Below are 23,794 nucleotides of genomic sequence, written 5' to 3'. Positions count from 1 at the left end.
GGAGGCTAAGGTATTGTTCAACAATCCCACAAGACCACATCCTGTCTCGCCCCGGGGGGCCTCATGGACGGCAGCAGCCCGCACACCGCGCCCGGTGATCCCTTCGCCCGGCTCGTCGCGGACCGAGCCCGTGTCGGCCGTGGCAGCACGGCCCAGCGCGTGGCCGACGTACTGCGGGACCGGATAGCGGAGGGCGCCCTACCGCCGGGCACCCGGCTCTCCGAGGAGGCGCTCGGGGCCGCGCTCGGGGTGTCCCGCAACACCCTGCGCGAAGCCTTCCGGCTGCTGGTCCACGGGCGGCTCGTCGTGCACCAGGTGAACCGGGGCGTCTACGTCCGTGTCCTCGGCCCGGACGACGTCACCGACATCTTCACCGTCCGCCGTGCCCTGGAGGGCGCCGGGCTGCGCGCCGCCCCGCACGCCCCGCCGGACCGGCTCGGCGCCCTCGCCGGGGCGGTCTCCGGCGGCGAGGCCGCGGCCCGGGCGGGTGACTGGGCCGCCGTCGGCACCGCGGACCTGCGCTTCCACCGCGCTCTCGGCGGCCTGGCCGGAAGCCCGCGGATCGACGAGTATCTGAACCGGGTGCTCGCCGAACTCCGGCTCGCGTTCCTCGCGATGCCCTCCCCGCAGCGGCTCCACGAACCGTTCCTGGTCCGCAACCGCCGCCTGGTGGAACTCCTCGACCGCGGCGCACTGCACCACGCGGAGGCCGAGCTGGACGGATACTTCACCGACGCCCAGCAGCTGCTGCTCGACTCCATGAGGAGGGCCGACGCATGACCGCACCGGCGACGGGACGACCGGCCCCCGTCCTCGACCTCAACGCCGATCTCGGTGAGGGATTCGGCCGCTGGACGCTCACCGACGACGACGCGCTGCTGTCCATCGTCACCAGCGCGAACGTCGCCTGCGGCTTCCACGCCGGGGACCCCTCCGGCATGCGCAGGGTGTGCTCGATCGCCGCCGAGCGCGGCGTCCGGATCGGCGCCCAGGTCTCCTACCGCGACCTGGCGGGCTTCGGCCGCCGCGCCATGGACGTCGACGGCCGGGAGCTGACCGACGAGATCGCCTACCAGATCGGGGCGCTCGACGTCTTCGCGCGCGCCGCCGGCACCCGGGTGTCGTACGTCAAGCCGCACGGCGCGCTCTACAACCGCACCGTGCACGACCCGGAGCAGGCGTCCGCCGTGGTCGAGGGCGCCCTGCTCGCGGCGGGCCGGCCGCTGCCGGTGCTCGGGCTGCCCGGCTCACGGCTCCACGAAGCCGCCGTCCGGGCCGGGATGCCCGTGGTCACGGAGGCGTTCGCCGACCGCGCCTACACGGCCGGGGGCACCCTCGTCCCGCGGCGCGAGGCCGGCGCCGTCATCGAGGACCCGGACCGGGTCGTGGCCCGCTCGCTGGAGATGGCCGTCGAACGCTCGGTCAGCGCGGTCACCGGGGAACGGATCCCGGTTTCCGCCCGGTCGCTGTGCCTGCACGGGGACACGCCGGGCGCCGCGGCGCTGGCCCGCCGGGTCCGGGAGGCGCTGATCGACGCAGGGGTCGTACTGGAGCCGTTCGCGTGAGGCCGCTGACGCCGCTGCTCATGGGACCGCACGCGCTGCTCGTCGAGGTCGGCGGCGGCGAGGAGGCCGGTGCCCTGCACGCGGAGCTGCTGCGCCGGCGCGAGTGCGGTGAGCTGCCGCCGGTACGGGAGATCGTGCCGGCCGCGCGCACCGTGCTGCTCGACGGGCTGGACGACCCGCGGGCCCTCGCGTCCGACATCGTCCGCTGGGACGTCCCGCCGCTGGACTCCGTGCCGGGCCGTGAGCTGCGGATCCCGGTCCGCTACGACGGCCCGGACCTCGGTGACGTGGCGCGGCTGTGGAAGGTGCGGCCCGAGGAGGTCCCGGAGATCGTCGGCGCGGTGCGCTTCCGTGTCGCCTTCTGCGGATTCGCGCCCGGCTTCGGTTATCTGACCGGCCTTCCGGAGCGCTACCGGCTGCCGCGCCGCGCCACCCCCCGTACCGCGGTCCCGGCCGGATCGCTCGCGCTCGCCGGGGAGTACGCCGGCGTCTACCCGCGCTCGTCGCCCGGCGGCTGGCAGCTCGTCGGCCGCACCGACACGGTGCTGTGGGACCCGGCCCGGGAACCGGCCGCCCTGCTGGCGCCGGGCACCCGGGTGCGCTTCGCCGCCGAGGACCCGGCGGCCGGGGACACCGGGCGGGCCGGACCGGCGGAGGGGCACGCCGATGACTGATACACCGGGCGCCGAGGTCGTACGCCCCGGCGCCCTGACGACCGTTCAGGACCTGGGCCGGCACGGCCACGCCCATCTCGGTGTGCCGCGCTCCGGCGCCCTCGACGCCCCCGCCCTCCGGCTCGCCAACCGTCTCGTCGGCAACCCCGGCGGAGCGGCGGCCCTCGAGACCACGGCCGACGGCACCGCGCTCCGCGCCCGGTCCGCCGTCACCGCCGCCGTGACCGGCGCGCCGTGCCCGGTCCTGGTCGACGGCCGGCCCGCCCCCTGGGGCGCCCCGGTGCGGCTGCGCCCCGGTGCCGTGCTGGACGTCGGCCGTGCGGTGAGGGGCCTGCGCTGCTACGTCGCCCTCGCCGGCGGTGTCGCGGTCGAACCCGTGCTGGGCAGCAGGTCGGCCGATCTGCTCTCGGGGCTCGGGCCCGCCCCCCTGGCGGAGGGCGACGTGCTTCCGCTCGGTGCCGCCGTCGGCCCGGTGGGCGCGGTGGACACCGCCGCCCTGCCCGGGCCGCCCGCCGAACTCGTGCTGCCGCTGGTCCCCGGGCCACGGCAGGACTGGTTCGCCCCCGACGCGCCGCGGGAGCTGGGCCGCGCCGGCTACACGGTCTCCCCGGCGAGCAACCGGATCGGGCTGCGCACGGAGGGGCCCGCCCTGCGCCGGGTGCGCGAGGGCGAACTGCCGAGCGAGGGCATGGTGCTGGGCGCGGTCCAGGTGCCGCCGGACGGCCGGCCCGTGGTGTTCCTCGCCGACCATCCGGTCACCGGCGGCTATCCGGTGATCGGCGTGGTGCCCGAACGGCACCTGTGGGCGGCAGCCCAGGCGGTGCCGGGCACCCCGCTGCGCTTCGTGCCCGCTCGCGCCTGAGGGACGCGCGCCCGGTCACCGGGCGGCACCGGCCCCTCCCGGCACCCGGCCCCGGGACGGCGCCCCGGCGGACGCGGCGGGCGCGGCGGACCCCTCGTGGACGGCCAGGAAGGCCCGTACGGCGGCCGGCCAGCCGTAGCGTTCCGCGCGGGCCCGGGCCGCCGCGCGGCGCCGGCCCTCCGGGCGGGCGAGCAGGGCGCGCACCGCTCCGGCGTACGACCGGCCGCTGCCGTCGGCGGCGCAACCGGCGCTGCCGACGATCTCCGGCAGCGCCGAGTGCGCGCTGACCGCGACGGGGGTGCCGCAGGCGAGTGCCTCCAGCGCGGCGAGGCCGAACGTCTCCGCGGGCCCCGGCGCCAGGCACACGTCCGCGGACGCGCGCAGCGCGGCCAGTCCGCCGCGGTCCGTCACATGGCCGAGGAAGGTCACCGGCAGCCGCTCCTCGCGCGCCCGGGCGGCGAGCCGGCCCCGCAGCGGTCCGTCACCGGCCACGACCAGGACGGCCGGGGTGCCGCCGTCCCGCAGCGCGCGCAGCGCGTCCAGCGCCGCACCCGGGCGCTTCTCCACCGACAGCCGCGAGCAGAGCACGAGCAGGGTCTCCCCGGCGCGGGCGTACCGGGCCCGCAGCCGGGCGTCGCGGCACCCGGGCCGGCAGCGGTCCAGGTCGACCCCCAGGGGCGCGCGCACCACGTTGCGGGCGCCGATGCGGGTGAACTCCCGTTCCGCCCACGCGGTCGTGCAGACCACCCGGCGGTAGGCGTGGGCGGTGCGCCGGTTGAGCCGGTCGGCGGCCTCCCGCGCGGCCCCGTCCGGCAGGCCCCAGGTCCGCAGCACCCCGTCCACGGTCTCGTGGGAGACCATCACCGCCGGTACGCGGGCCCGGCGCGCCCATTCCCCGGTCCAGCGCAGGGTGGTGCGGTCGGACACCTCCAGCCGGTCCGGCCGCAGCTCGTCCAGCAGCCGGGCCGTCCGGTGCCGGCCGGTCAGCACCCGGTAGCCGCCGGTGCCGGGCAGCAGGGGGCCGGGCACGGTGATCACCCGCCCCTGAGCGGTGTCCTCGTCGCTCCACCGCCCGCCGGGAACGACCAGGACCGGCTCGTGCCCTGCGGCCCGGTATCCCGCGCCGAGTTCGCGGAGCGCGGTGTGCAGACCTCCCGACCTGGGCGCGACGAAGTTGGCGAGCCGTACGATGCGCAGCCCCTCGCGCCCGCTCACGCGGCGGCCGCCGTGCGTTCCGCGAGCACGTCCGCGTAGTGCGCGAGGAGCTGGTCTCCCACGGCTTCCCAGGTACGGGCCGCCACGGCCGCGCGGCCGGCTCTCCCGAACCGGGCCCGGGCCGCCGGTTCGTGGGCGAGGGACAGCACGGCGTCCCGGACGGCCGCCGGGTCGAGCGGCGGCACGAGCAGCCCGGTCCGGCCGTGGTCGACGAGGTCCAGCGGCCCGCCCGCGGCCGGAGCGATCACCGGCACCCCGGAGGCCATGGCCTCCTGGACGGTCTGGCAGAACGTCTCGTACGGGCCGGTGTGCACGAAGACGTCCAGGGACGCGAAGATCCGCGCCAGACCGGCGCCGGTGCGGCGGCCCGTGAAGTGCGCGCCGGGCAGCACGGTCCGCAGGTGCGGTTCGCTGGGTCCGTCGCCGACCACCACCGTGCGCACCCCGGGCAGCGCGCCCGCCCCGGCGAGCAGGTCCACGTGCTTCTCCGGCGCCAGCCGCCCGACATAGCCGACGAGCAGTTCCCCGCCGGGGGCCAGTTCACGGCGGAGGGCGTCGTCGCGGTGCGCGGGGTGGAAGCGGCCGGTGTCCACTCCGCGCCGCCAGAGCCGGACCCGGGGGATGCCGTGGGCGCCCAGGTCCCGGACGGCGGCGGTCGACGGCGCCAGGGTGCGGTCGGCCGCGGAGTGCACCGCGCGTATCCGCCGCCACGCGGCGCCCTCCCCGGCGCCCAGATACGTACGGGCGTAGCCGCCGAGGTCCGTCTGGTAGACGGCGACGGCGGGCACGCCCAGCCTGGCGGCGGCCGCCATGCCCCGGGCGCCGAGGACGAACGGGCTCGCGAGATGGACGAGATCGGCCCGGTGGGCGGCGAGCGCGGCGGCGAGACGCCGGCTGGGGAGGGCCACCCGGACCTGCGGGTAGCGGGGCAGCGGCAGTGAGGGGACACGGACGACGGGGTACTCCCGCGGGCCGCTCTCCGCCGGGCGGCCGGGGCCCGGGGCGCCGGGGAATCCGGCACCGGCGCCGCCGGGCACCGCCGCGGCGTGGGCGGGGGCGATCACCAGCGGCTCGTGGCCCCGCAGGGCCAGGTGCCGGGCGGTCTGCACGGCGCAGTGGGCCACGCCGTTGACGTCGGGGGGAAAGGACTCGGTGACGATGACGACACGCATAGGGGTGTTGTCGCCACCCCCGGCGGTCGCGGGGCCACGGGGAACTGGCCGCCCGGGGAACGTCCCATGAGCGTTTCCCGCGCGGGTCAGTCCTCCGGGCCGATGCGGCTGCGCACCGCGGTCTGCACCTCCGCCTCCTCCGCCGGGTCGGCGGCGAGCCTGCGCAGTTGTTCGACGACCCGGGCGTCCCCGATCGCGGCGTGCCGGGCGGCGAGTTCGCGGGTGGTCTCCTCGCAGTCCCACAGGCATTCGACGGCGAAGCCGGCCGCGAAGGACGGGTCGGTCGCGGCCAGGGCGCGCGCGGCGCGGCCGCGCAGCCGTGAGGAGGAGGTCTCCCGGTAGAGGTGGCGGAGGACGGGCGCGGCGCAGCCGATCCGCAGCCGGCCCGCGCCGTCGACGAGGGTCCACAGGTCTGGCGCGTCGGCCCCCTGGGTACGGACCGTGCGGCGCAGGGCGGCCAGCACCAGGTCGGCGTCCCGGAGGCCGCCCCGGCAGGCGAGCATTCCGGCCGCGGCGTTGCCCACGGCGTCGGTGCGGTGCGCCCACGCCCGGGCGCGTTCGAGGGCGGCGACGCTCCGCATCCGTTCGAAGGAGCGCAGGGCCGCCTCGGAGACGACGGCCGACGGGCTCGACGCGCCGGCGTCCAGCAGGTCCAGCGCGTCGGGGTCCTGCTGGTCGGCGAGATAGCGCAGAGCGGCGCCGCGAGCGGCCTCCGGGCCGCCGAGGGCGGCGTCGACGATGCGCGGGCGGTCCTCCGGACCGGCGACGGCGGCGAGGCAGCGGGCCGCGGCCTCGTAGCGCAGCTGCGACGGGTGGCCGTCGAAGCACCGCTGGACCCAATCCAGGACCTCCTCCACGCTCCAGCCCGGGCTGGGCCCGGCCGGCCGGAGCTGGCGCTGCCAGCGGTCGAAGGAGCCCTGTTCGCGGGCGGCGCGGATCCTGGCGGCGGCACGGGACGTGTCGTCCGCCCGGTCGCCCCAGAGCCGCCACGGCCGGGGTTCGTAGGCGTCGCGCACGGCGGCGGCGAGGGCGGTGTCGCCCTCGGAGCCGGCCGGGAAGCGGGCGAGGACGGGCTCGCGCAGGGACAGCAGCGCGGCGTCGTCGGCGCGCAGCGCCAGCTCGTCGAGGGCCCAGGACCAGTTGGCGCCGGAGGCCGCGTACCGGTGCAGCAGCTTCAGGGCGTCCTCGCGGCCGTAGCCGGCGAGATGGCCGAGGACCGACAGGGCGAGCCCGGTCCGTTCCTCGGCGGGGTCGAGGAGGTCCTCGGGGCCGAAGAGGTGTTGTTCGATCTCGCCGAGCCCGCCGTCGAGGGCGCGGTGGAGCCGCGCGTAGTAGAGGGAGCGGTTCTCGAGCTGCCAGTCGTGCCGGGGATCGTGCAGCACGCAGTGGTGCAGCGCCGCGAGCGCCTCGGCCCGCGGGGCGGCGAGGGCGTGCAGGGTCCCGTCGCCGCGGCCTCGCTGGAGGAGGCCGAGCAGGGTGCCGCTGGGCGCTATGTCTGGATCGAACATGAGGTCAGCATCCGGTGCGGGGGGTTCACTGGCAACGGGATATTTCCGCTGACCGGCATCCTTGCCGGTGACGGGCCGGCTTACGCCTGGTGAACGGCGCGGGTTTCGGGGCCCGGCCGGGGCAGCCTACCCGGACCGGGAGGTTCCGTCGGCCCGGGTCCCGCGGGCGGGCCCGGGACCGGCGCCGATCTCCTCGTCAAGCCTTTGGCATATGCCAGAAGCACCACCGTATCGGGTATTGCCAAACCCCTTACGGCCCGTCGCTCCCTGTGCAACAGTCGTAACCGGCCCACCCGGCAGATCCGGCAGACCTGTCCGTGCCGCGCCCGTATCGGAGTTCTTCATGCCGCCCCATGTGTCCGCGGACCGCTCGGCCGCCGAGCCGCCCGAGCGCGACACGGTCGACGACCTCATCTCGCAGGCCCGCCGTCTCCGCGGCGGGGTCGACGCCGTCCGGCGGGAGGCGGACGCCGGAGGTGACGGTCCCGACGATCCGCAGGCCCGGTGGCAGCGCGCGGTGTGCGAACTCGCCGTCCACCAGCTGGACGACCTCGGCCGGCAGCTGGGACAGCTCCGCGAGGGCGCACCGCCCGCCGGCACCGCCCGCCCGGACGAAGAACCGGCCGCCGCTCCTCCTCCCGCTCACGCGGCTCCGCCGGAGCGGGCGGACACGGGCCGGGCCGGCAGCGCCGAATGGAACTTCCTCACCGACGAGGTCGTCTGGTCCCGTGAGCTGTTCGCCGTCTTCGGCCGCTCTCCCGAGGACGGGCCGCTCTCCCTGGACGAGCTGCCCTCGTGGCTGCCCGAGGAGGACCAGCCCGCGCTGACCGCGATGCTCACCGACTGTCTCGTGGACGGCAAGCCGATCGACGGGGAGTTCCGCGTCGTCCGCGCGGACGGTGACATTTGCACCCTGCACATGACCGGACAGCCCGTGCTCGACGAGCACGGCTGCACCGCCACCATGTGGGCGGTGCTCCGCGAGGTCGGTGCCGCCCGTGACCGCGCACCGGCCGCCGGCGGGACCGGTGACGGCCCGGCCGGCCGGCAGCAGGCCGAACGGACCGCGCACCGCCTCGCCGCGGAGTTCCAGGAGGCCGTGCTGCCCGCGTGGCGCGGCCCGCTGCGGTTCCCGCAGGCAGCCGACTCCTCCCTCGACCTCGCCGCGCACCACCTCCCCTCCGCCACCGGCGCCCTCGTCGGCGGTGACTGGTACGACGCCCTGCGGCTGCCCGGCGGCCGGACGCTGCTCAGCACCGGAGACCTCACCGGCCACGGCGTCGTGGCGGCCTCGGGCATGGCGATGCTGCTCGGGGCGCTGCGCGGGATGGCGCTCGCCGGAGTCGAGCCGGGCCCGCTGATGGACCGGCTCAACGAACTGCTCGACGCCTCCGCGCAGCCCGCGCTCGGCAGCGCCGTATGCTGCCGTTACGATCCCCCGAGCCGCACCCTGGCCTGGTCACAGGCGGGCCACCCCGCCCCGCTGCTGTTCCGCGACGGCACCGGCCGGGCCCTGACACCGCCCCCGGGCGTGCTCCTCGGAGCGACCTCCGAGGCGGTGTACGGGCAGGCGGCGGAACGGCTGCTCCCCGGCGACCTGTTGCTGCTGCACACCGACGGCCTCATGCGCCACACCGCGAACGCCGGGGACCGCGGCCGCGAACTCCTCGCCCTCGCGCCCCGGTTCGCCGGGGCACGCGACGCGCAGGAGTGCGTACGGATCCTGGTCGAGGAGTTCGGCGGCGCACGGCGCGAGGACGACGCCTGCGTCCTGGTGGCCCGGGTCACGGGCTGAACGGGACGCCTGCGGGCCGGAGCGGCAGGGAGCGGACGGCAGCGGGTACCGGAGCCTCAGACGGTCGGCTGGACGGCCGGCCAGACGGCCGCGCCCCGGCGCGCCGGGCCCTTCGCGGGCGCCTTCGGCAGCGCGGCCTGGATCTTCTCCCGCAGCTCCTCGATCCTCGGATAACCGGCGTACTGCCCGGTCAGCCGGTACATCTCGCGCAGCCGGTCCCAGGTCCGGTGTGAGGACGTCTCCCCGATCGACACCAGCGCCAGCCGGGCGTACCGGTCGGCCCGCTCGGGGTCGTCGCCGATGAAGCAGGCCGACGCCAGCGAGATGTAGTCGAAGATCTGCGAACGCTGGCGCCCGCTGCCCCGCAGCCGCAGGGCCTCCTCCGCGTGCCGCTGCGCGGTGGCGGCGGCCGAGGGTTCGTGCTCGGCGAGGGTCCGGAAGGCCAGGGCCTGCATGCCGTGCAGGTCCGCCTCGTCGAACATCTGCATCCAACTGGGCGGCGGCACATCGCCCCGGTCCGAGACGAACAGCTCCTCGGCCTCCCCCAGGCTGCGGCGCATCGCCTGGCCGCGGCCGGTGGAGGCGTGTGCCCAGGCCTCGACGGTCCGGAGCATCGCCCGGGTGCGCGGCAGCGTCTCCTCGCCCGAGCCGGACTGGGCGAGCTTCATCAGGTCCAGGGCGTCGTCCGGCCGGCCGAGGTGCAGCATCTGGCGGGCGGCCCGGGAGAGCGCCTCGCCCGCCCGCGGCCGGTCCCCGCCCTCGCGGGCCGCGTGCGCGGCGATGACGAAATACTTCTGCGCGGTCGACTCGAGGCCGACGTCGTGGGACATCCAGCCCGCCAGCACCGCCAGATTGGCGGCGACCCCCCACAGTCTGCGCTGCAGATGCTCGGGGTGGCGGTACCCGAGCATGCCGCCGACCTCGTTGAGCTGGCCGACCACCGCCTTGCGCTGGAGCCCGCCGCCGCGGGCCGCGTCCCAGGCGCGGAACACCTCGACGGAGCGCTCGAGTTCCTCGATCTCCTGGGAGCCGACGGGCGCCGCGTCGTAGCGGTCGAAGTCCGCGCGCTCGGCGCCGGTGATCCCGCCGCCGCGGGGGCCGGGCAGCGCCTGCGCCGGATCGGTCTGCAGCCATGCGGACATGGCGCTCGTGAGTGCTGAGCCTGCGGCGAGCGCGGCGCCCGCGCCCACCAAGCCGCGTCGATTGAGCATGAGGTCCATTCCCGTGAATTCGGTGAGGACCGCGGCGGTCTGTTCGGGCGCCCACGGCAGTCCGTCGGCGGACTGCTTCGCTGCGTGGTGCCCGTGCCGGCCTAACCCGAGATCCTCGATGGTCACGACACGGCCGAGGCGCTCGGTGAACAGGGAAGCCAGTACCTTGGGCACGGGATCGCGCGGCACTTCGCCGGTGTCGATCCACCGCCGCACCCGCGAGGTGTCGGTCGCCAGCTGCGGGTGCCCCATGGCCGCCGCTTGACGGTTGACCAACCGCGCGAGCTCGCCCTTGGACCATCCGGTGAGGCCGAACAGGTCCGCGAGCCGGGTGTTGGGTTCCTTGGTCACGTCGAGCCCCCAGGTTCCTCGGCTGACTCGACATTAACGGCCCCCTGGGGGCCGGGCGACCATTCGCCAGGGTTCGCCAGGGTCCGCCACATGGTGTGCCACCCGCGGCCGGGTGTCGAGTAGGAACGCGCCACCCCGTCCCGGCCGGCCGGGCACTCCCCAGGGTGCCGGCCCCGGCCGGGGCCGGGCGGCGCACGCAATCCGCCGGCACACGAAGGGATCTGTACCGCCCATGTACGCAGCATCGTCCTCCGTGTCCGCTCCGCCCCGGCCGTACCGCCCCCAGCCGGGCGGCCGGCACCCCGGCCGTGTCCCCGCGGGAACCCTGCCCGGTGTGCCCGCGCAGGCGGACGGCGGACGGGCGCTGCGGACCGGCACCGGCCGCCAACCCCTCAGCGGGAGAATCGACTTGTCCGGCCCGCAGGGCGCGCAGCTGCGGACGGCCATCGCCGCGGTGCACCGCGTCTGCCCGGAGTTCCATCCGGTGCAGGTGCTGCGCCGCAGCGGACGCTCCGTCCTCCTCGTCGGGACGACCGGCCGCAACACGGCCGTCGCGAAGTGCCTGGTCGACCACTCCCCCGCCTGGGCGGAACGGGCGCGGCACGAAATAGCGGCCTACCGCGCGTTCGTCCGGCACCGTCCCCCGGTGCGGGTGCCGCGTCTGGTAGCGGCGGACCCGGAGAACTGCACGCTGGTGATGGAGCGGATGCCGGGCCGGGTCGCCTCGCTGCACCGGCATCCGCTGGAGGCTCCGCCGCGGGCCGACGTCCGGGCGGTGCTCCAGACGATCTGCCGGGTGAACCAGTGGCGTCCCGCCGCCGGGCTGTTCGACGTCCCGCTGGACTACGCCGGCCGGCTGACCCGCTACCACGAGCTGGGGCTGCTCACCGACCGGGACATGGGCGACCTCCAGAAGCTGCTGCACGGGCTGGCGCACTCCGGTGGCCGGCACGGACAGGGCCGGGGGCAGTTCTGCCACGGCGACGCCCTGCTCTCCAACGTCCTGCTGTCCCCGGCCGGTCCGGTGCTGGTCGACTGGGAACACGCCGGCTGGTATCTCCCCGGGTACGACCTGGCCACCCTGTGGGCGGTGCTCGGCGACGCCCCGGCGGCCCGCCGGCGGATCTCCCGGCTGGCCCAGGCCCAGGGGCCGGACGCGCGCGACGCGTTCCTGGTCAACCTGATGCTGGTGCTGACCCGGGAGATCCGGACCTACGAGACCGCGGTGCAGCGGATGATGCGGGACCCGGAGCCGCCCGCCGCCGATACCGGCCGCGGTGGCGCGCCGGGCACCACCGGGGTGCCGGGCGAGGCACAACGGCTGCTGCTGCGCCGGCTGCACGAGGACTGCTCCCTCGCGCGCCAGGCGGTCCGGGCGGCGGTGGGCACGCGCTGAGAACGGACGTGGGTGCAGCGGACACGGGTGCAGCGGACGTACGCGCTGAGCGGTGACGGGCACCCAGCCGGTCCGGCACCCGCTGGGCGGCCGCGGACGCCCACGCCCGGCAGGCGCATGAGCCGTCACGCGCCGCGCGGCGGGCACGGTTCCGCGGCCGCCGCGGCCGCCGGCCGGCCGGAGGCGGGAAACCGGACCGCGCACGGTCGTTGACGGGTCCCCGCCCAGGCGCTACCTCTGGGGAACTCACCGAAGATCCCCGCCGGGCACGGCACCACCCCGGCACGGCCGACCCGAGGAGGCGCCTTGCGAGGTTCCGTCACCGATGAAGCGGAAGGTCCGCGGCGGGGGCACCGGCTGCGCCGGTCCGCGTCCGCTGCGGCCGCCGCGGCACTGCTGCTCCCGTTGTTCACCGCGGCGCCGCCCGCGGCGGCCGGGGCCGGCTCGGGCGCGCTCCAGCGGGCGTTCGCCGACGCCGCCGAGCGCTACCGGGTGCCGGACGACGTGCTGCTCGGCGTGTCGTATCTCCAGTCCCGCTGGGACGGCCACCGCGGCGCGGCCAGCGTCAGCGGCGGCTACGGGCCGATGCACCTCACGGACGTCCGGACGGCCCTGGCCGGCGCGCCGCACCACAGCCACGGGGACGAGGACCCGCGCGGCGACGGCGCCCGCCCCCGGCCGGCCGCGGACCCCGCACGGGGCGAAGGGGAGCAGCGCGCCCCGGAGAAGCTGCCCGCCCGGCTGCGCACCCTGGAGCGGGCCGCAGCGCTGACCGGCATCCCGCCCGGTGAACTGCGCCGGGACCCGGCGGCGAACATCCGGGGCGGGGCCGCCCTGCTCGCGGCCGCGCAGCGGGACCTCGGGCTGCCGCTCGGCGGGGACGCGGCCGACTGGTACGGAGCGGTCGCGCGTTACTCGGGGGCACCGGACCTCGGCACGGCGACGACGTTCGCCGACGACGTCTTCGGCGTCATCCGGAGCGGCGAGCGGCGGACCACCGGCGAGGGGCAGGTCGTGACGCTCCCCGCGGCTCCGGCGGTCCGGCCGCAGAGGGCCCAGGCCGCGCGGCTGGGGCTGCGGGCGACGGACGACGGCGGCGGCCGGACGGAGTGCCCCGTCACCGTGTCCTGCGAGTGGGTCCCGGCGCCGTACGAGGAGTTCGGCGACGGCGACTACGGCAACCACGACAAGGCGGACCGTCCGGAGTCCCAGGACATCGACTACATCGTCGTCCACGACACGGAGGCGACCTGGGACACCACCCTCCAGCTCGTGCAGGACCCGGAGTACGTCTCCTGGCAGTACAGCCTGCGCTCCTCCGACGGCCACATCGCCCAGCATCTCGACCTGTCGGACGTCGGCTGGCACGCGGGGAACTGGTACGTCAACGCCAAGTCCGTCGGCCTGGAGCACGAGGGTTTCCTGGTCTCGCCGGACGCCTGGTACACCGAGGCGATGTACCGCACGTCGGCCCGGCTGGTGCGGCATCTGGCGCGGAAGTACGACATCCCGCTGGACCGGCAGCACATCCTGGGCCACGACAACGTCCCCGGCACCACCGCGGGCAGCATCCCCGGCATGCACACCGACCCCGGCCCGTACTGGGACTGGGCGCACTACTTCCGGCTGCTCGGCGCCCCGCTGCACCGCTCGGCCGGGCCGGACGGCGGGCTGGTCACCATCCGCCCCGACTACGACAGCCACCAGCCGGTGCACACCGGGTGCGCGGAGGCGGGCACGCCCTGCCCGCCGCACGGGTCGGGGGCCGTGCGGCTGCACACCGCGCCGGACCAGGACGCACCGCTGGTGCGGGACCCGGGGCTGCGCCCGGACGGCGGCGGGTCGACGACGGGCGTGAACGACACGGGGGCGCGGGCGTCGACCGGTCAGCGGTTCGCGGTCGCCGAACGGCGGGGGGACTGGACGGCGGTGTGGTATCTCGGCGAGAAGGCCTGGTTCCGCAATCCCCGGCAGCAGCCGACCGCCGTGGACGCGAGCGGGCCGGTCGTCACACCGCGCCCCGGGCTCTCGGAGGTGCCGGTGTACGGGCGGGCCTACCCGGAGGCGTCGGCCTATCCGGAGGGCGTGCCGGTGCAGCCGGTCTCACCGCTGCCGTACCGGCTGCTCGCGGGCCAGGAGTACGCCGCGGGCCCGCGGACGGCGGGCGAGTACTACTGGGCGACGACCTTCGACCCGGCCGGGCACAAGGTCGTGCGGGGCGAGGAGGAGTACCACCAGATCCAGTTCGGGCACCGGGTGGCGTTCGTGAAGGCCGCCGACGTGGTCGTGCGCGGCTCGGGGTCGTAACCGCCGCGCGTGTACGGGAGGGCCGCCGGGGACACCGCGGCCCTCCCGTCGCGCGGGGACTGCCGAAGGACCGCCGGGCGGCACCCGAGCGGCATCCGGGGCGGGCCCGGGCGGCACCGGCGCCTGTCCGGGCGGGTGCGGGGCCGGGCCCGGGCGGGTCATGGCCGCGCCGTGAAGACGTAGCGGCCCCCGGCCTCGGCCGTGAACACCACCGTCCCGCGGCCGCGTTCCGTCATGCCGGGCGGTGCTCCTCCCCCGCGGGCGCGGACGGTGTACGCGCCCGCGAGCAGGCCGCTGCGCAGCACGACCGGTCCGGTGCGTCCGGTGGCCAGCACCACGGTCACCGCCCGGCCGTCCGCCCAGTCCACGTCGACGGTGATGTCACCGCGTGCGCGCAGCCCGCGCACGGACCCGGCCGGCCAGGCACGCGGCAGCGCGGGGAGCACGTCGACCTCGCCGAACCGGCTCTGCACGAGCATCTCGGCGATCCCCGCGGTGGCACCGAAGTTGCCGTCGATCTGGAACGGCGGGTGGCTGTCCCAGAGGTTGGGCAGGGTGGAGTCGGTCAGCTGCCCGGCAAGCGAGCGGTGCGCCCGGTCGCCGTCGCGCAGCCGCGCCCAGAAGTTGACCTTCCACGCCCTGCTCCAGCCGGTGCCGCCGTCTCCGCGCGCGGCGAGGGAGGTCCTGGCCGCCCCGGCCCGGGGCCCGTCCGCAGTGATCTGCCGGCCGGGGTGGAGCGCGAAGAGATGCGACACGTGCCGGTGCCGGTCCTCCGGGTCGTCCAGGTCGGCCCGCCACTCCTGGAGCTGCCCCCAGGAGCCGGTCCGGAGACCGGGGTCGAGCCGGTCGAGGGCGTCGCGCAGGCGCTGCCGGAACGCCGGGTCCTCGTCCAGGATTCCGGCCGCTTCGAGGGTGCTGGTCAGCAGGTTGTGGACGATCTGCTGGGACATGGCGGCGCCCGCGGTGAAGTCGCCGTGCTCGGGCGAGTAGGAGGGTGAGACGACCAGGGTGCCGTCGGCAGGGTCGGGGCGCAGGTTCGCGAGCCAGAACTCCGCGGCCTCGCGCATGACCGGATAGGCGGTGTCCCGGAGGTAGCCGGTGTCGGCGCTGAAGAGGTAACGGTCGTACATCGGCTGGGCGAGCCAGGCGGCGGCTTCCGGGAACCAGAAGGCCGTCGGCCAGTCGTGGACCCCGGTGAAGCCGTACGGATTGGTCTCGTTGTGCACGACCCAGCCGGGGGTGCCGAACAGGCGCTCGGCCGTGACCCGGCCCGGTGCGCGCAGCGCCTCCACGAAGCGGTCGTACGGGTCCGCCGTTTCGTCGAGGTGGGTGACGGCGGCGGGCCAGTAGTTCATCTGGAGGTTGATGTTGGTGTGGTAGTCGCCGCACCAGGGCGGTGCGGTGCCCTCGCTCCAGACGCCCTGGAGGTTCGCGGGGAGCGAGCCGGGGCGCGAGGAGGCGATGAGGAGGTAGCGGCCGTACTGGAAGCAGAGCGCCTCCAGGGCCCGGTCGGCGCTGCCGGGGCCGCCGGTGTAGGCGGCGAGCAGTTCGTCGGTGCGCCGTCCCGCGGGTGTCCTGCCGCCGAGGTCGAGCGTGACCCGGTCGAACAGGCGGCGGTGGTCGGCGGTGTGCTCCTCGAGGAGCGGCTGCCAGCCGCGGGCGGCGGCCCGGTCGACGGCGGCGGTGATCCGCTCACGGGGGTCCTCGCCGCGGTAACGGGGCGGGGTGTCGGCGTAGTCGGTGCCCGCCGCGAGGACGAACCAGGCGCTGTCGGCCCCGGTGACGGTGACCTCGCCGGTGCCGTCGGTGCGGGTGCCGCCCTCGGTGACGACCTGGAGCTGCGCCTCGTAGCGCAGGCCGTTGTCCGCGAGCGCGCCGCGCAGGGTGATCCGGCCGTCCGCCACCGTGACCTCCCCGCCGTGCGGGGAGAGGAGGCGCAGGGTGAAGCCGGTGGCGCCGGGCCGGTCGGCGCCGAGCCGTCCGGCGATCACGCCCGCGGGGTGGGAGGCGAAGTAGGCGCGGGTGTGCGCGACCCCGTTCTCGGTGTGGCGGACGGCGGCGACCGCGGTGCCGAGGTGCAGTTCGCGGTGGTAGTCCTCCGCGCGGGACGGTGCGCCCGGCCGCTCCAACAGCAGTTCCCCGAGCATCTGGTACGCGCCGTAGCCGCGCCGGGGACGGCCGAGCGCGGCTGCGACGGCGTCGGGGGCGAGCGAGCCTTGCCGGTCCAGCCGCCTGCGTACGGCCTCCAGCGCGCCGGGCCCGTCTCCGTGGCCGTTTCCGTGGTCGTAGCCCTCGGCGGATCCCGGGCCGCCGGTCCACAGTGTCTTCTCGTTGATCAGCAGGCGTTCGGTGTCCACGGCGCCGAAGACCGTCGCGCCCAGGGCCCCGTTGCCGATGGGCAGGGCCTCCCGTTCCCAGTCGGCGGCGGGCCGCCCGTAAAGGAGACGGAGGTCCTGAGGCGGCGTCTGCGCTCCGGTGCTCTGCGACATGGGCGGTCACGCTAGACGCTGCGGGTGCGCGCGACAACGCCGCGCCCCGGTGTCAGCCCTGCTGGAACAGCTCCGCGGGCAGCGGCTTCAGCAGCCGGTACAGCTCGTCGGTGATCGGCCGGTCCCAGCTGGCGATGGTGACGAGGACGCCGTCGCTGCGGTCGAACTGGGCGCAGGAGACCCGGTCCTCCGAGACCTTGATCCGGCGGACGATGAGCAGGTTGTCGTCGTGCATGACCGGGGTGTCCTCGGTCTCCACGACGCGCACCGGGTCCTCGTTGCCGAGCGCGGCCAGCAGCTGGGTCACCTCGAAGGGGGCCTCGCCGTCGGCGAGTTCGCGGGCCGGGGAGCCCTCGGGCAGATTGCCGATGATCATCGCGGGGCCGCGGCCGCCGAACAGGTCGTAGCGGAGGAAGACGCCCTGGCAGCTCCCGTCGGGCGCGGGAAGCAGGCCGGCGCCGAGGTTGCCCGGCCAGTCACCGGGGTCCATCGCGAGGACATCGAAGTCCGGCCCGGTGGGCGTGGCTGCGCTGCGGCGGCGGAGGAACGACATGCGGACATGGTACGTGGCCGTGCGCCGCTCGGGCGGCGGCGCCCCGTGCCACCGGCCTCCGGGGCCCGCGCCCTCCTCGTCCGCCCGGGGCGCAGCCGGCACGGGGCGCCGCCGGGAGGACCCCGCCGCCGGTCAGGCGTCGGGGGCCGGCGGGGCGGGGCGCTGCCGGGCGTGGTGACGGGCGTGGTGGCGGGCGACGCGCGTCCGGTTGCCGCAGGACGGTTTGCACCACTCCTGGCGCGGGTGCTCCTTGACGAAGTAGCGCACGCAGCGCGGGGCGGGGCAGGCCCGCAGCCGGTCGCGCTCCGGGCCCGCGAGGAAGTCCATGGCGGCCTCGGCCAGCAGCGCGGCGAGCCGGTCGGCCGGAGCGGCCGGGACGGCGGGAGCGCGCCGGAGCGAGGGGGCGCCGTCCGGCGGCCAGTCCAGGCGCGCGACGGTCGGCACGCGCCCCGCGGCGGCCGCGAGCACATCGAGGGCGTCCTCCGCGCGCATCAGCCGCCCGGCGTCGGCCGCGCTCGCCGGCCGCGGCGCGACGGCCCGGGCGAAGAGCGCCCGTACGGCGGCCCGCACCTCCCGCACGGCCCGCAGCGCCGGTTCGTCCGCCGTGAACCCGCCGGACTCCACGAGCGCCCGGAGCGCCGGCCCGCCGTCCCTGCCGTGGAGCCAGTGCGCGAGGCCGCCGGGGGTCAGCAGGTCGTCGGCGACCCCGCCCTGTCCGTCGTGGCGCACGGTGACGGCCAGTTCCAGCGCCAGCTGCTCTGTCATGGCCTAATGGTAATGTCCTTATCAACCATTAGGGATGGAGGGGGCTCATGGCGGGACTGCGGGAACTCCTGCGCGGGCTGGAGGTGTTCACCGGCGAGCTGCCCGTGTTCGACGTCCAGGACGCTCCGGAGACGCCGGAGGCGCTGTTCACGGACTGGCTGCTCGGCGCCGTACGGGCGGGCGTGCCGGCGCCGCACGCCATGACGCTGTCCACGGCCGGGGCGGACGGCCGGCCCTCGGCCCGGGTGCTCATCCTCAAGAACGCGGACGAGCGGGGCTGGCAGTTCGCGAGCCACGCCGCCAGCGCCAAGGGACGGGATCTGGCGGAGCGCCCGTACGCGGCGCTCACCTTCTTCTGGCAGCCGCTCGCCCGGCAGGTCCGGCTGCGCGGGCCGGTCGAGCCGGAGCCCGCGGAGCGCGGTGCGGCCGACTTCCTGGCGCGCGGCCCGGGAGCCCGCGCCGAGGCCCTGCTCGGGCGGCAGAGCCAGGTGCTGGACAGCCCCGCCACCCGGGACGCCGCCGTGCGGCGGTCCCTCGCCCGGCTGGAACGGGAGCCGGACGCGGTGGCTCCGGACTGGACCCTCTACACCCTGAGGCCCGGGACGGTGGAGTTCTGGCAGGGCGACCACGGCCGCGGCCACACCCGGCTGCGCTACTCCCGCACCCCGGACGGCTGGGCCAAGGAGCTGCTGTGGCCGTGACCCCGCCCCCGCTCGACACGGTCCTGGCCGGGCACGCCCGGCTGTCCGCCGCCGTCGCGGGCCTGACCGACGCGGAGGCGCGCGCCCCGAGCGCGCTGCCGGGCTGGTCCCGGGCGCATGTGCTGTCGCACATCGAGGGCATCGGCGCGGCGCTGGCCCGGCAGGCCCGGTACGCCGTGCGCGGCGAGCTGATCGAGCTGTACGACGGCGGGCGCGCGGTGGGCCGGGACGCCGCCATCGAGGCGGGCGCGCAGCGGACGGCCGACGAGCTGCGTACGGCTCTCGGGCAGGCGCTCGCCGGGGCGGAGAGCGCCTGGCGGGCGCTGGGCCCGGCCGACTGGTCCCTGCCGACCCGCTACCGGGACGGTGACGCCGCGGCGGCACTGCTGTGCTGGTGGCGGGAGCTGGAGATCCACACGGTCGACGCGCGGCTCGGTGCCGGACCGCGCGACTGGTCCCGCGACTTCTGCGGCCACGCCCTGGACTTCCTCGCCCCCCGCGCACCGGCGGGCGGCCTGACCCTGGTGGCGACGGACGGCCCCGAGACCCGGTCCGCCGGTGCGGGCGGCGTCACCGTGCGCGGCGCGCTGGGCGACCTGACCGCCTGGATGGCCGGCCGCGCCCCGGAGGGGCCGCTCAGGTGCGACGGAGCGGCCCTGCCGGAGCTGGGTCCCTGGCCGTGACGGCCGCCCCGCCCGGGGGTGCGGCGCACCGGCCGGACACGCTCGACCTGTGGAAGCGCGGGCTGGGCGCGGTGCCGGAGGACGTGTGGCGGCGGACCGGTCTGGAGGTGCTGATCCTCGCGGGCAACGGGCTCACACAGCTCTCGCCCCGAGTGGGCGCTCTGCGGCGGCTGCACACCCTGGACCTCGGTCACAACGCGCTCGTCTCCGTACCGGAGGAGATCACCGGGCTGCCCGCCCTCTCCCGCTTCCTGTATCTCCACGCCAACCGGCTCACGGAGCTGCCCCGGTCGCTGGGGCGGCTGAGCCGGCTGCGGTACCTCAACGCCGGGGAGAACCGGCTGACCGAGCTGCCGGAGAGCACCGGGGGCATGGGAGAACTGCTCGAACTCCGGCTGCGGCACTGCCGGCTGCGGGCCCTGCCCGGATCGCTCGGCGGCCTGCGGAGGCTGCGCGAGCTGTTCCTGTGCGGCAACCGGCTCACGGAGCTGCCCGCCGGGACCGGGGCCCTGCGGGAACTGCGCGTCCTGGAGCTGCGCGACAACGAGCTGACCGGGCTGCCCCCGGAGATGGCCGGGCTGCCGCTGCTGCGCCATCTCGATCTGCGCGGCAATCCCCGGTGCGCGCCGCCGGACTGGCTCGTGGAGCTGCCGTCGCTGGAGAAGCTCGACCTGCGCTGGAACGGGGTGGACGAGCGCTCGCCGGTGGTCCGCGAGCTGGAGCGGCGCGGCTGCACCGTCCTGCGGTGAGCCGCGCCGCTCCGGCGTACGGACCGGTCCGTCTCCGGAGCGGGCCCGCCCGGAGCCCGCTCGCGGGGCGTACGGGCCACGGGCCGCTTCGGGCGCACGGAGCTGTCCCGGGCCCGGCTAGGTCAGGTCGAACTCGCCCTCCCGGGCGCCCAGCACGAACGCCCGCCACTCCGCCGGGTTGAAAACCACCGCGGGCACCCCGGCGTTGCGCCGGTTGCGCATCGCGATGAAGCCCTCGACAAAGGCGATCTGGACGTCACCCGCCCCCTGACTGCCGGACTGCCAGTCCGCGTTGCTCAGATCGAGCTGGGGCGTCCCGCCCTCCGCCACCGGTGTCCGCTCCTGCGTGGTGCTGTCGGCCACGTCCTGCTCCTCCCGGTCCGCCTGACCGGGCCAGCGTAGCGATCGCGGCGGGTGCGGGACAGGGCGCGGGCGGAACGCCGCGGCCCCGCCGGCCGGCCGGAGCCGGGCGTGCGGCGGGGCCGGGCCGTGCGGGCGCCGCCCGGGTCAGCCCGCGGTCTTCCCGAACTCGGCGACGAAGGCCTCGTCGAAGGCCTTGAGGTCGTCCGGCTTGCGGCTGGTGACCAGCGTGCTGTCCTCGGCGTGGCAGATCTTCACCTGCTCGTCGACCCACCGGCCGCCCGCGTTGCCGATGTCCGTCCGCAGACTGGGCCAGGAGGTGAGGGTCCGGCCGCGTACGACATCGGCCTCGACCAGGGTCCACGGCGCGTGGCAGATCGCGGCGACCGGCTTGCCCGCCTCGAAGAAGCCGCGCACGAAGGCCACGGCCTTCTCGTCGAGCCGCAGGAAGTCGGGGTTGGCGACGCCGCCGGGCAGCACCAGGCCGTCGTAGTCCCCGACCGGGGCGTCCGCGACGGTCCGGTCGACCGGGAACGTGTCGGCCTTGTCCAGGTGGTTGAACGCCTGGATCTCGCCGGACGCGGTGGAGACCAGTTCGGGCGTCCATCCCGCGTCGGTCACGGCCTGCCACGGCTCGGTCAGCTCGACCTGCTCGACGCCTTCGGGGGCCACGAGGAAGGCAACCTTCACGTTTCCCACGTCCTCTCGCATCGGTGTTCGGCGGTGCATCCGCCGCGTACCCGGGCACATGGGCACGAAACAGCCGATGGGAGGCGGGCCGGGAGGGGGCCGCGAGCCGGTTCAGCCCGCGTTCCGGCCCGCCTCCGGGCCGGTGATCACGTTGCCCTCGAAGACGCCGAGCCGCTCGCGGTACAGCTCGATCGGGACGCCGTTGGGGTCGCGGAAGTAGAGGCTGTCCTCGACGCCGCGGTCCGGTCCCACATAGTCGACGCCTTCGCGGTCGAGGGCGGCACGGGCGCGGGCGAACTGCTCGTCGCCGACCGACAGGGCGAGGTGCTGGACGCCGCCGAGGGTCTCGGAGGCGGGCGGATGGTCGTGCCCGGGGAAGTCGAAGAAGCCGAGCAGATTGCCGTGGCCGATGTCGAAGAAGAAGTGCGTCGAGCCCCGGTAGTCCCGGTTCTCCACGATCTCGACCAGCGGGAAGCCGAGGAATTCCTGGTGGAAGCGGATCGTCTCCTCGACGTCCCGGCAGATGAAGGCGACGTGATGGACGCCTCGGGCGGTGGTCTCCGGACGGTCGCCGGGCGCGCGGAGATGGCGCTTGCGCAGATCCTCCCGGCGGGCGCGTACGGCCTCCAGTTCGGCACCTTCTGGCTGGGGCATGCGGTCTACCTCCTCGGCGCGCGCCGCACACCGGTCGTGTGCGGCGCTCCCAGTATGAATGGTTGAAGGGGCAAACACCTTGTCGGGGGCCGGAGAGCCGCGGCCGGGCGGGGGACACCGCGGAGCGTGCCGGGAGCGGCGGTCGGCACACAGGCCGGCGCCGGAGGGTTGACAGTGACACAACAACGGGAAGAAAGTTTCACCACATGATCAGCAGTCCGGAAGAATCTTTCAGGAGGGTGCCGCGATGGCCGACGACGGCGTGGGCAGAGGACTGACCCGGCGGGGATTCGGGGCCGGGGCGCTGTCGCTCGGCGGCTCCCTGGTACTGGTCTCCGCACCGTCCGGGGCGGCCGCCGCCCCCGACTCCGGATCCGGCGGGCCCGCCCCCGTGCTGCGCCGGGGCACGGCCGCCCGGGCCGGTCTGCTCCAGCCGCACCTGGACCGGCTGATGGACGACGCCCGCACCTTCCTCGGCCCCTCCCCCGAGCACCCGTGGTACGCGGGTGCCGTGGTCCTCGCCGGCCGCGGCCGGACGGTCGCCCTGCACGAGGCCATCGGCCACGCGGTCCGCTACGCGGCGTACGACGAGACGACCGACACCGGGGTCGAGCTGCCCGCCGACCGGCAGATCGCGGCGGCCGGGGACACGGTCTTCGACCTCGCCTCCGTCTCCAAGCTCTTCACCTCGATCCTCGCGGTCCAGCAGATCGAGCGCGGCACCCTCGAACTGGAGGCTCCCGTCGCCTCCTACCTCCCCGACTTCTCCGGCGGCGGCAAGCAGGACGTCACGGTCCGCCAGCTGCTCACCCACACCTCGGGCTTCCGCGCCTGGATCCCGCTCTACAAGGAGCCGGACCGCGAGGCCAGGCTCCGGCTGCTGTGGAACGAGCGGCTCGCCCATCCGCCGGGCACCGCCTACCTCTACTCCGACCTCAATCTGATCTCCCTTCAGCTGGTCCTGGAGAAGATCACCGGCCGGCCGCTCGACGTCCAGCTCCGCAAGGAGATCACCGGCCCGCTCGGGATGCACCGCACCCGCTACAACCCGCCCGCCTCCTGGCGGCCGCGGATCGCCGCGACGGAGGACGCCCGCGCGCCGTGGAGCGGCCTGGACCGGGGCATGGTCTGGGGCGAGGTGCACGACGAGAACGCCTACGCCCTCGGCGGGGTCGCGGGCCACGCGGGCGTGTTCTCCTGCGCCTGGGACCTGGCCGTGCTGTGCCGGACCCTGCTGAGCGGCGGCGCGTACGGACGGACCCGGATCCTCCGGCCGGAGTCGGTGGAGCTGATGTTCACGGACTACAACACGGCGTTCCCCGGCGACGAACACGGTCTCGGCTTCGAGCTGTACCAGCACTGGTACATGGGCGCGATGGCCACCCCGCACACCGCCGGGCACACCGGTTTCACCGGCACCTGCCTGGTGCTCGACCCGGTCTCCGACTCCTTCCTGGTACTGCTCGGCAACTCGGTGCACCCGGTGCGCAGCTGGCGCTCCGGCAGCGCACCGCGCGTCGCGGCCGCGACCCGTCTCGCGCGCGCCGTACCGGTCCGGCCGGCGCACGGGCGCACCGCCTGGTTCGCGGGGACGGCCAACGACACGACGGCGACGCTCACGCTGCCCGAGCTGACGCTCACCGGCGAGGAGGCCGGACTCGCGTTCTCCCTGTGGTGGGACACCGAGCCGGAAGCCGATCTGCTGCGTCTGGAGGCGTCGGCGGACGGCGGGAGGACCTGGCAGCCGGTGCCCTTCACCACCGAGCGTCCCGGCAGCCCTCCGAGCAGCCATCCGGAGGGTTCGGTGAGCGGCTGGTCGGGGCGCGTCTGGCATCGCGCGCACGCCGGCCTCTCCCCCTGGCGCGACGCGCCCGTGCGGCTGCGCTGGCGCTGCACCACCGACGGGCTGTACAGCGGACGCGGGGTGTACGCGGACGGCATCAGGGTGACGGACGGCGGGCGCACCGTCTTCGACGACTCCCGCCGGCGGGACGCGGACCGGATCGTCCCGGACGGCTGGACCCCGTCGGCCGACTGACCCGGGGGTTGCGTCACCGACCGCGCACGGGTGTGCCGCCGGCCCTGCGCCGGCAC

21 protein-coding genes are annotated in these 23,794 nt (G+C 75.9%); 11 read left to right on the top strand and 10 right to left on the bottom strand.

All coding sequences use genetic code 11. The features are described from left to right. The first annotated feature begins 63 nt into the window (after positions 1-63). The 4 genes from GCU69_RS02665 to GCU69_RS02650 are packed head-to-tail and all read left to right on the top strand — an operon-like array spanning position 64 to position 3,101. The gene (locus GCU69_RS02665) at positions 64-780 is read left to right on the top strand and encodes a GntR family transcriptional regulator (protein WP_156205018.1); all 717 of its coding nucleotides are present in this window, start codon (positions 64-66) and stop codon (positions 778-780) included. Then, a complete protein-coding gene (locus tag GCU69_RS02660; RefSeq protein WP_098750698.1) occupies positions 777-1,565 on the top strand; it encodes a LamB/YcsF family protein in 789 nt (262 codons plus the stop codon). The genes GCU69_RS02665 and GCU69_RS02660 overlap by 4 nt, the downstream gene beginning before the upstream one ends. A 20-nt stretch (positions 1,566-1,585) precedes the next feature. Continuing rightward, positions 1,586-2,239: a 5-oxoprolinase subunit B family protein gene (locus GCU69_RS02655; RefSeq protein ID WP_156205020.1), complete on the top strand. Its 654-nt coding sequence runs from the start codon at positions 1,586-1,588 to the stop codon at positions 2,237-2,239. Continuing rightward, positions 2,232-3,101, top strand: a complete 870-nt coding sequence (locus GCU69_RS02650; protein WP_098750699.1) for a 5-oxoprolinase subunit C family protein — start codon at positions 2,232-2,234, stop codon at positions 3,099-3,101. Before GCU69_RS02655 ends, GCU69_RS02650 begins: the two co-directional genes overlap by 8 nt. A gap of 15 nt (positions 3,102-3,116) precedes the next feature. Here the strand turns inward: GCU69_RS02650 and GCU69_RS02645 are convergent, their stop codons facing one another. From GCU69_RS02645 to GCU69_RS02635, 3 genes are all read right to left on the bottom strand, one after another. Continuing rightward, entirely contained in the window at positions 3,117-4,316 is a 1,200-nt protein-coding gene (locus GCU69_RS02645) for a glycosyltransferase (RefSeq protein ID WP_156205017.1), read from the bottom strand. Continuing rightward, the gene (locus GCU69_RS02640) at positions 4,313-5,488 is read right to left on the bottom strand and encodes a glycosyltransferase family 4 protein (protein ID WP_156205016.1); all 1,176 of its coding nucleotides are present in this window, start codon (positions 5,486-5,488) and stop codon (positions 4,313-4,315) included. Before GCU69_RS02640 ends, GCU69_RS02645 begins: the two co-directional genes overlap by 4 nt. An 86-nt stretch (positions 5,489-5,574) precedes the next feature. Continuing rightward, positions 5,575-6,996, bottom strand: a complete 1,422-nt coding sequence (locus GCU69_RS02635) for a hypothetical protein (RefSeq protein ID WP_098750702.1) — start codon at positions 6,994-6,996, stop codon at positions 5,575-5,577. 343 nt (positions 6,997-7,339) lie between these two features. On the opposite strand from GCU69_RS02635, the gene GCU69_RS02630 reads away from it, so the two are divergent. Continuing rightward, the gene (locus tag GCU69_RS02630; protein WP_156205015.1) at positions 7,340-8,791 is read left to right on the top strand and encodes a PP2C family protein-serine/threonine phosphatase; all 1,452 of its coding nucleotides are present in this window, start codon (positions 7,340-7,342) and stop codon (positions 8,789-8,791) included. Between the two features lie 56 nt (positions 8,792-8,847). Here GCU69_RS02630 and GCU69_RS02625 read toward each other — a convergent pair whose 3' ends face one another. After that, positions 8,848-10,353, bottom strand: coding sequence for a DNA-binding protein NsdB (locus tag GCU69_RS02625; protein WP_156205014.1), 1,506 nt, complete (start codon positions 10,351-10,353; stop codon positions 8,848-8,850). A gap of 232 nt (positions 10,354-10,585) precedes the next feature. On the opposite strand from GCU69_RS02625, the gene GCU69_RS02620 reads away from it, so the two are divergent. Both GCU69_RS02620 and GCU69_RS02615 read left to right on the top strand, forming a co-directional pair. After that, entirely contained in the window at positions 10,586-11,749 is a 1,164-nt protein-coding gene (locus GCU69_RS02620) for an aminoglycoside phosphotransferase family protein (protein ID WP_156205013.1), read from the top strand. Positions 11,750-12,055: 306 nt separating this feature from the next. Then, positions 12,056-14,056, top strand: a complete 2,001-nt coding sequence (locus GCU69_RS02615; protein ID WP_156205012.1) for an N-acetylmuramoyl-L-alanine amidase — start codon at positions 12,056-12,058, stop codon at positions 14,054-14,056. 158 nt (positions 14,057-14,214) lie between these two features. Here GCU69_RS02615 and GCU69_RS02610 read toward each other — a convergent pair whose 3' ends face one another. From GCU69_RS02610 to GCU69_RS02600, 3 genes are all read right to left on the bottom strand, one after another. Then, complete coding sequence (locus tag GCU69_RS02610) at positions 14,215-16,545, bottom strand: glycoside hydrolase family 95 protein (RefSeq protein WP_156205011.1); 2,331 nt, start codon at positions 16,543-16,545, stop codon at positions 14,215-14,217. Between the two features lie 52 nt (positions 16,546-16,597). Then, positions 16,598-17,098, bottom strand: a complete 501-nt coding sequence (locus GCU69_RS02605; RefSeq protein ID WP_098750708.1) for a hypothetical protein — start codon at positions 17,096-17,098, stop codon at positions 16,598-16,600. 132 nt (positions 17,099-17,230) lie between these two features. Beyond that, positions 17,231-17,863: a CGNR zinc finger domain-containing protein gene (locus GCU69_RS02600; RefSeq protein WP_098750709.1), complete on the bottom strand. Its 633-nt coding sequence runs from the start codon at positions 17,861-17,863 to the stop codon at positions 17,231-17,233. 47 nt (positions 17,864-17,910) lie between these two features. On the opposite strand from GCU69_RS02600, the gene GCU69_RS02595 reads away from it, so the two are divergent. From GCU69_RS02595 to GCU69_RS02585, 3 genes are read left to right on the top strand one after another with little or no spacing between them, the layout of a single operon-like run. Beyond that, a complete protein-coding gene (locus GCU69_RS02595; protein WP_156205010.1) occupies positions 17,911-18,564 on the top strand; it encodes a pyridoxine/pyridoxamine 5'-phosphate oxidase in 654 nt (217 codons plus the stop codon). Continuing rightward, positions 18,561-19,247 carry a maleylpyruvate isomerase family mycothiol-dependent enzyme gene (locus GCU69_RS02590; protein WP_235978167.1) on the top strand — a complete coding sequence of 229 codons (687 nt, stop codon included), beginning with the start codon at positions 18,561-18,563 and terminating at the stop codon, positions 19,245-19,247. The genes GCU69_RS02595 and GCU69_RS02590 overlap by 4 nt, the downstream gene beginning before the upstream one ends. Then, positions 19,244-19,996: a leucine-rich repeat domain-containing protein gene (locus GCU69_RS02585; protein ID WP_156205008.1), complete on the top strand. Its 753-nt coding sequence runs from the start codon at positions 19,244-19,246 to the stop codon at positions 19,994-19,996. The genes GCU69_RS02590 and GCU69_RS02585 overlap by 4 nt, the downstream gene beginning before the upstream one ends. Positions 19,997-20,113: 117 nt before the next feature. Here GCU69_RS02585 and GCU69_RS02580 read toward each other — a convergent pair whose 3' ends face one another. The 3 genes from GCU69_RS02580 to GCU69_RS02570 all read right to left on the bottom strand — a co-directional run bounded on the left by GCU69_RS02580 (position 20,114) and on the right by GCU69_RS02570 (position 21,700). Beyond that, complete coding sequence (locus GCU69_RS02580; protein WP_098750713.1) at positions 20,114-20,359, bottom strand: DUF397 domain-containing protein; 246 nt, start codon at positions 20,357-20,359, stop codon at positions 20,114-20,116. Between the two features lie 144 nt (positions 20,360-20,503). Then, positions 20,504-21,046, bottom strand: a complete 543-nt coding sequence (locus GCU69_RS02575; protein WP_098750714.1) for a type 1 glutamine amidotransferase domain-containing protein — start codon at positions 21,044-21,046, stop codon at positions 20,504-20,506. 111 nt (positions 21,047-21,157) lie between these two features. Beyond that, positions 21,158-21,700, bottom strand: coding sequence for a VOC family protein (locus GCU69_RS02570; RefSeq protein WP_098750715.1), 543 nt, complete (start codon positions 21,698-21,700; stop codon positions 21,158-21,160). Between the two features lie 247 nt (positions 21,701-21,947). On the opposite strand from GCU69_RS02570, the gene GCU69_RS02565 reads away from it, so the two are divergent. Continuing rightward, complete coding sequence (locus GCU69_RS02565) at positions 21,948-23,738, top strand: serine hydrolase domain-containing protein (protein WP_156205007.1); 1,791 nt, start codon at positions 21,948-21,950, stop codon at positions 23,736-23,738. Positions 23,739-23,794: the final 56 nt, after the last annotated feature.

Origin of the sequence: Streptomyces lycii (genome assembly GCF_009735685.1) — a bacterium.
In the GTDB taxonomy this organism is placed as follows: Bacteria; Actinomycetota; Actinomycetes; order Streptomycetales; family Streptomycetaceae; genus Streptomyces; species Streptomyces lycii.
This window is presented reverse-complemented; position numbering and strand designations above follow the sequence as displayed.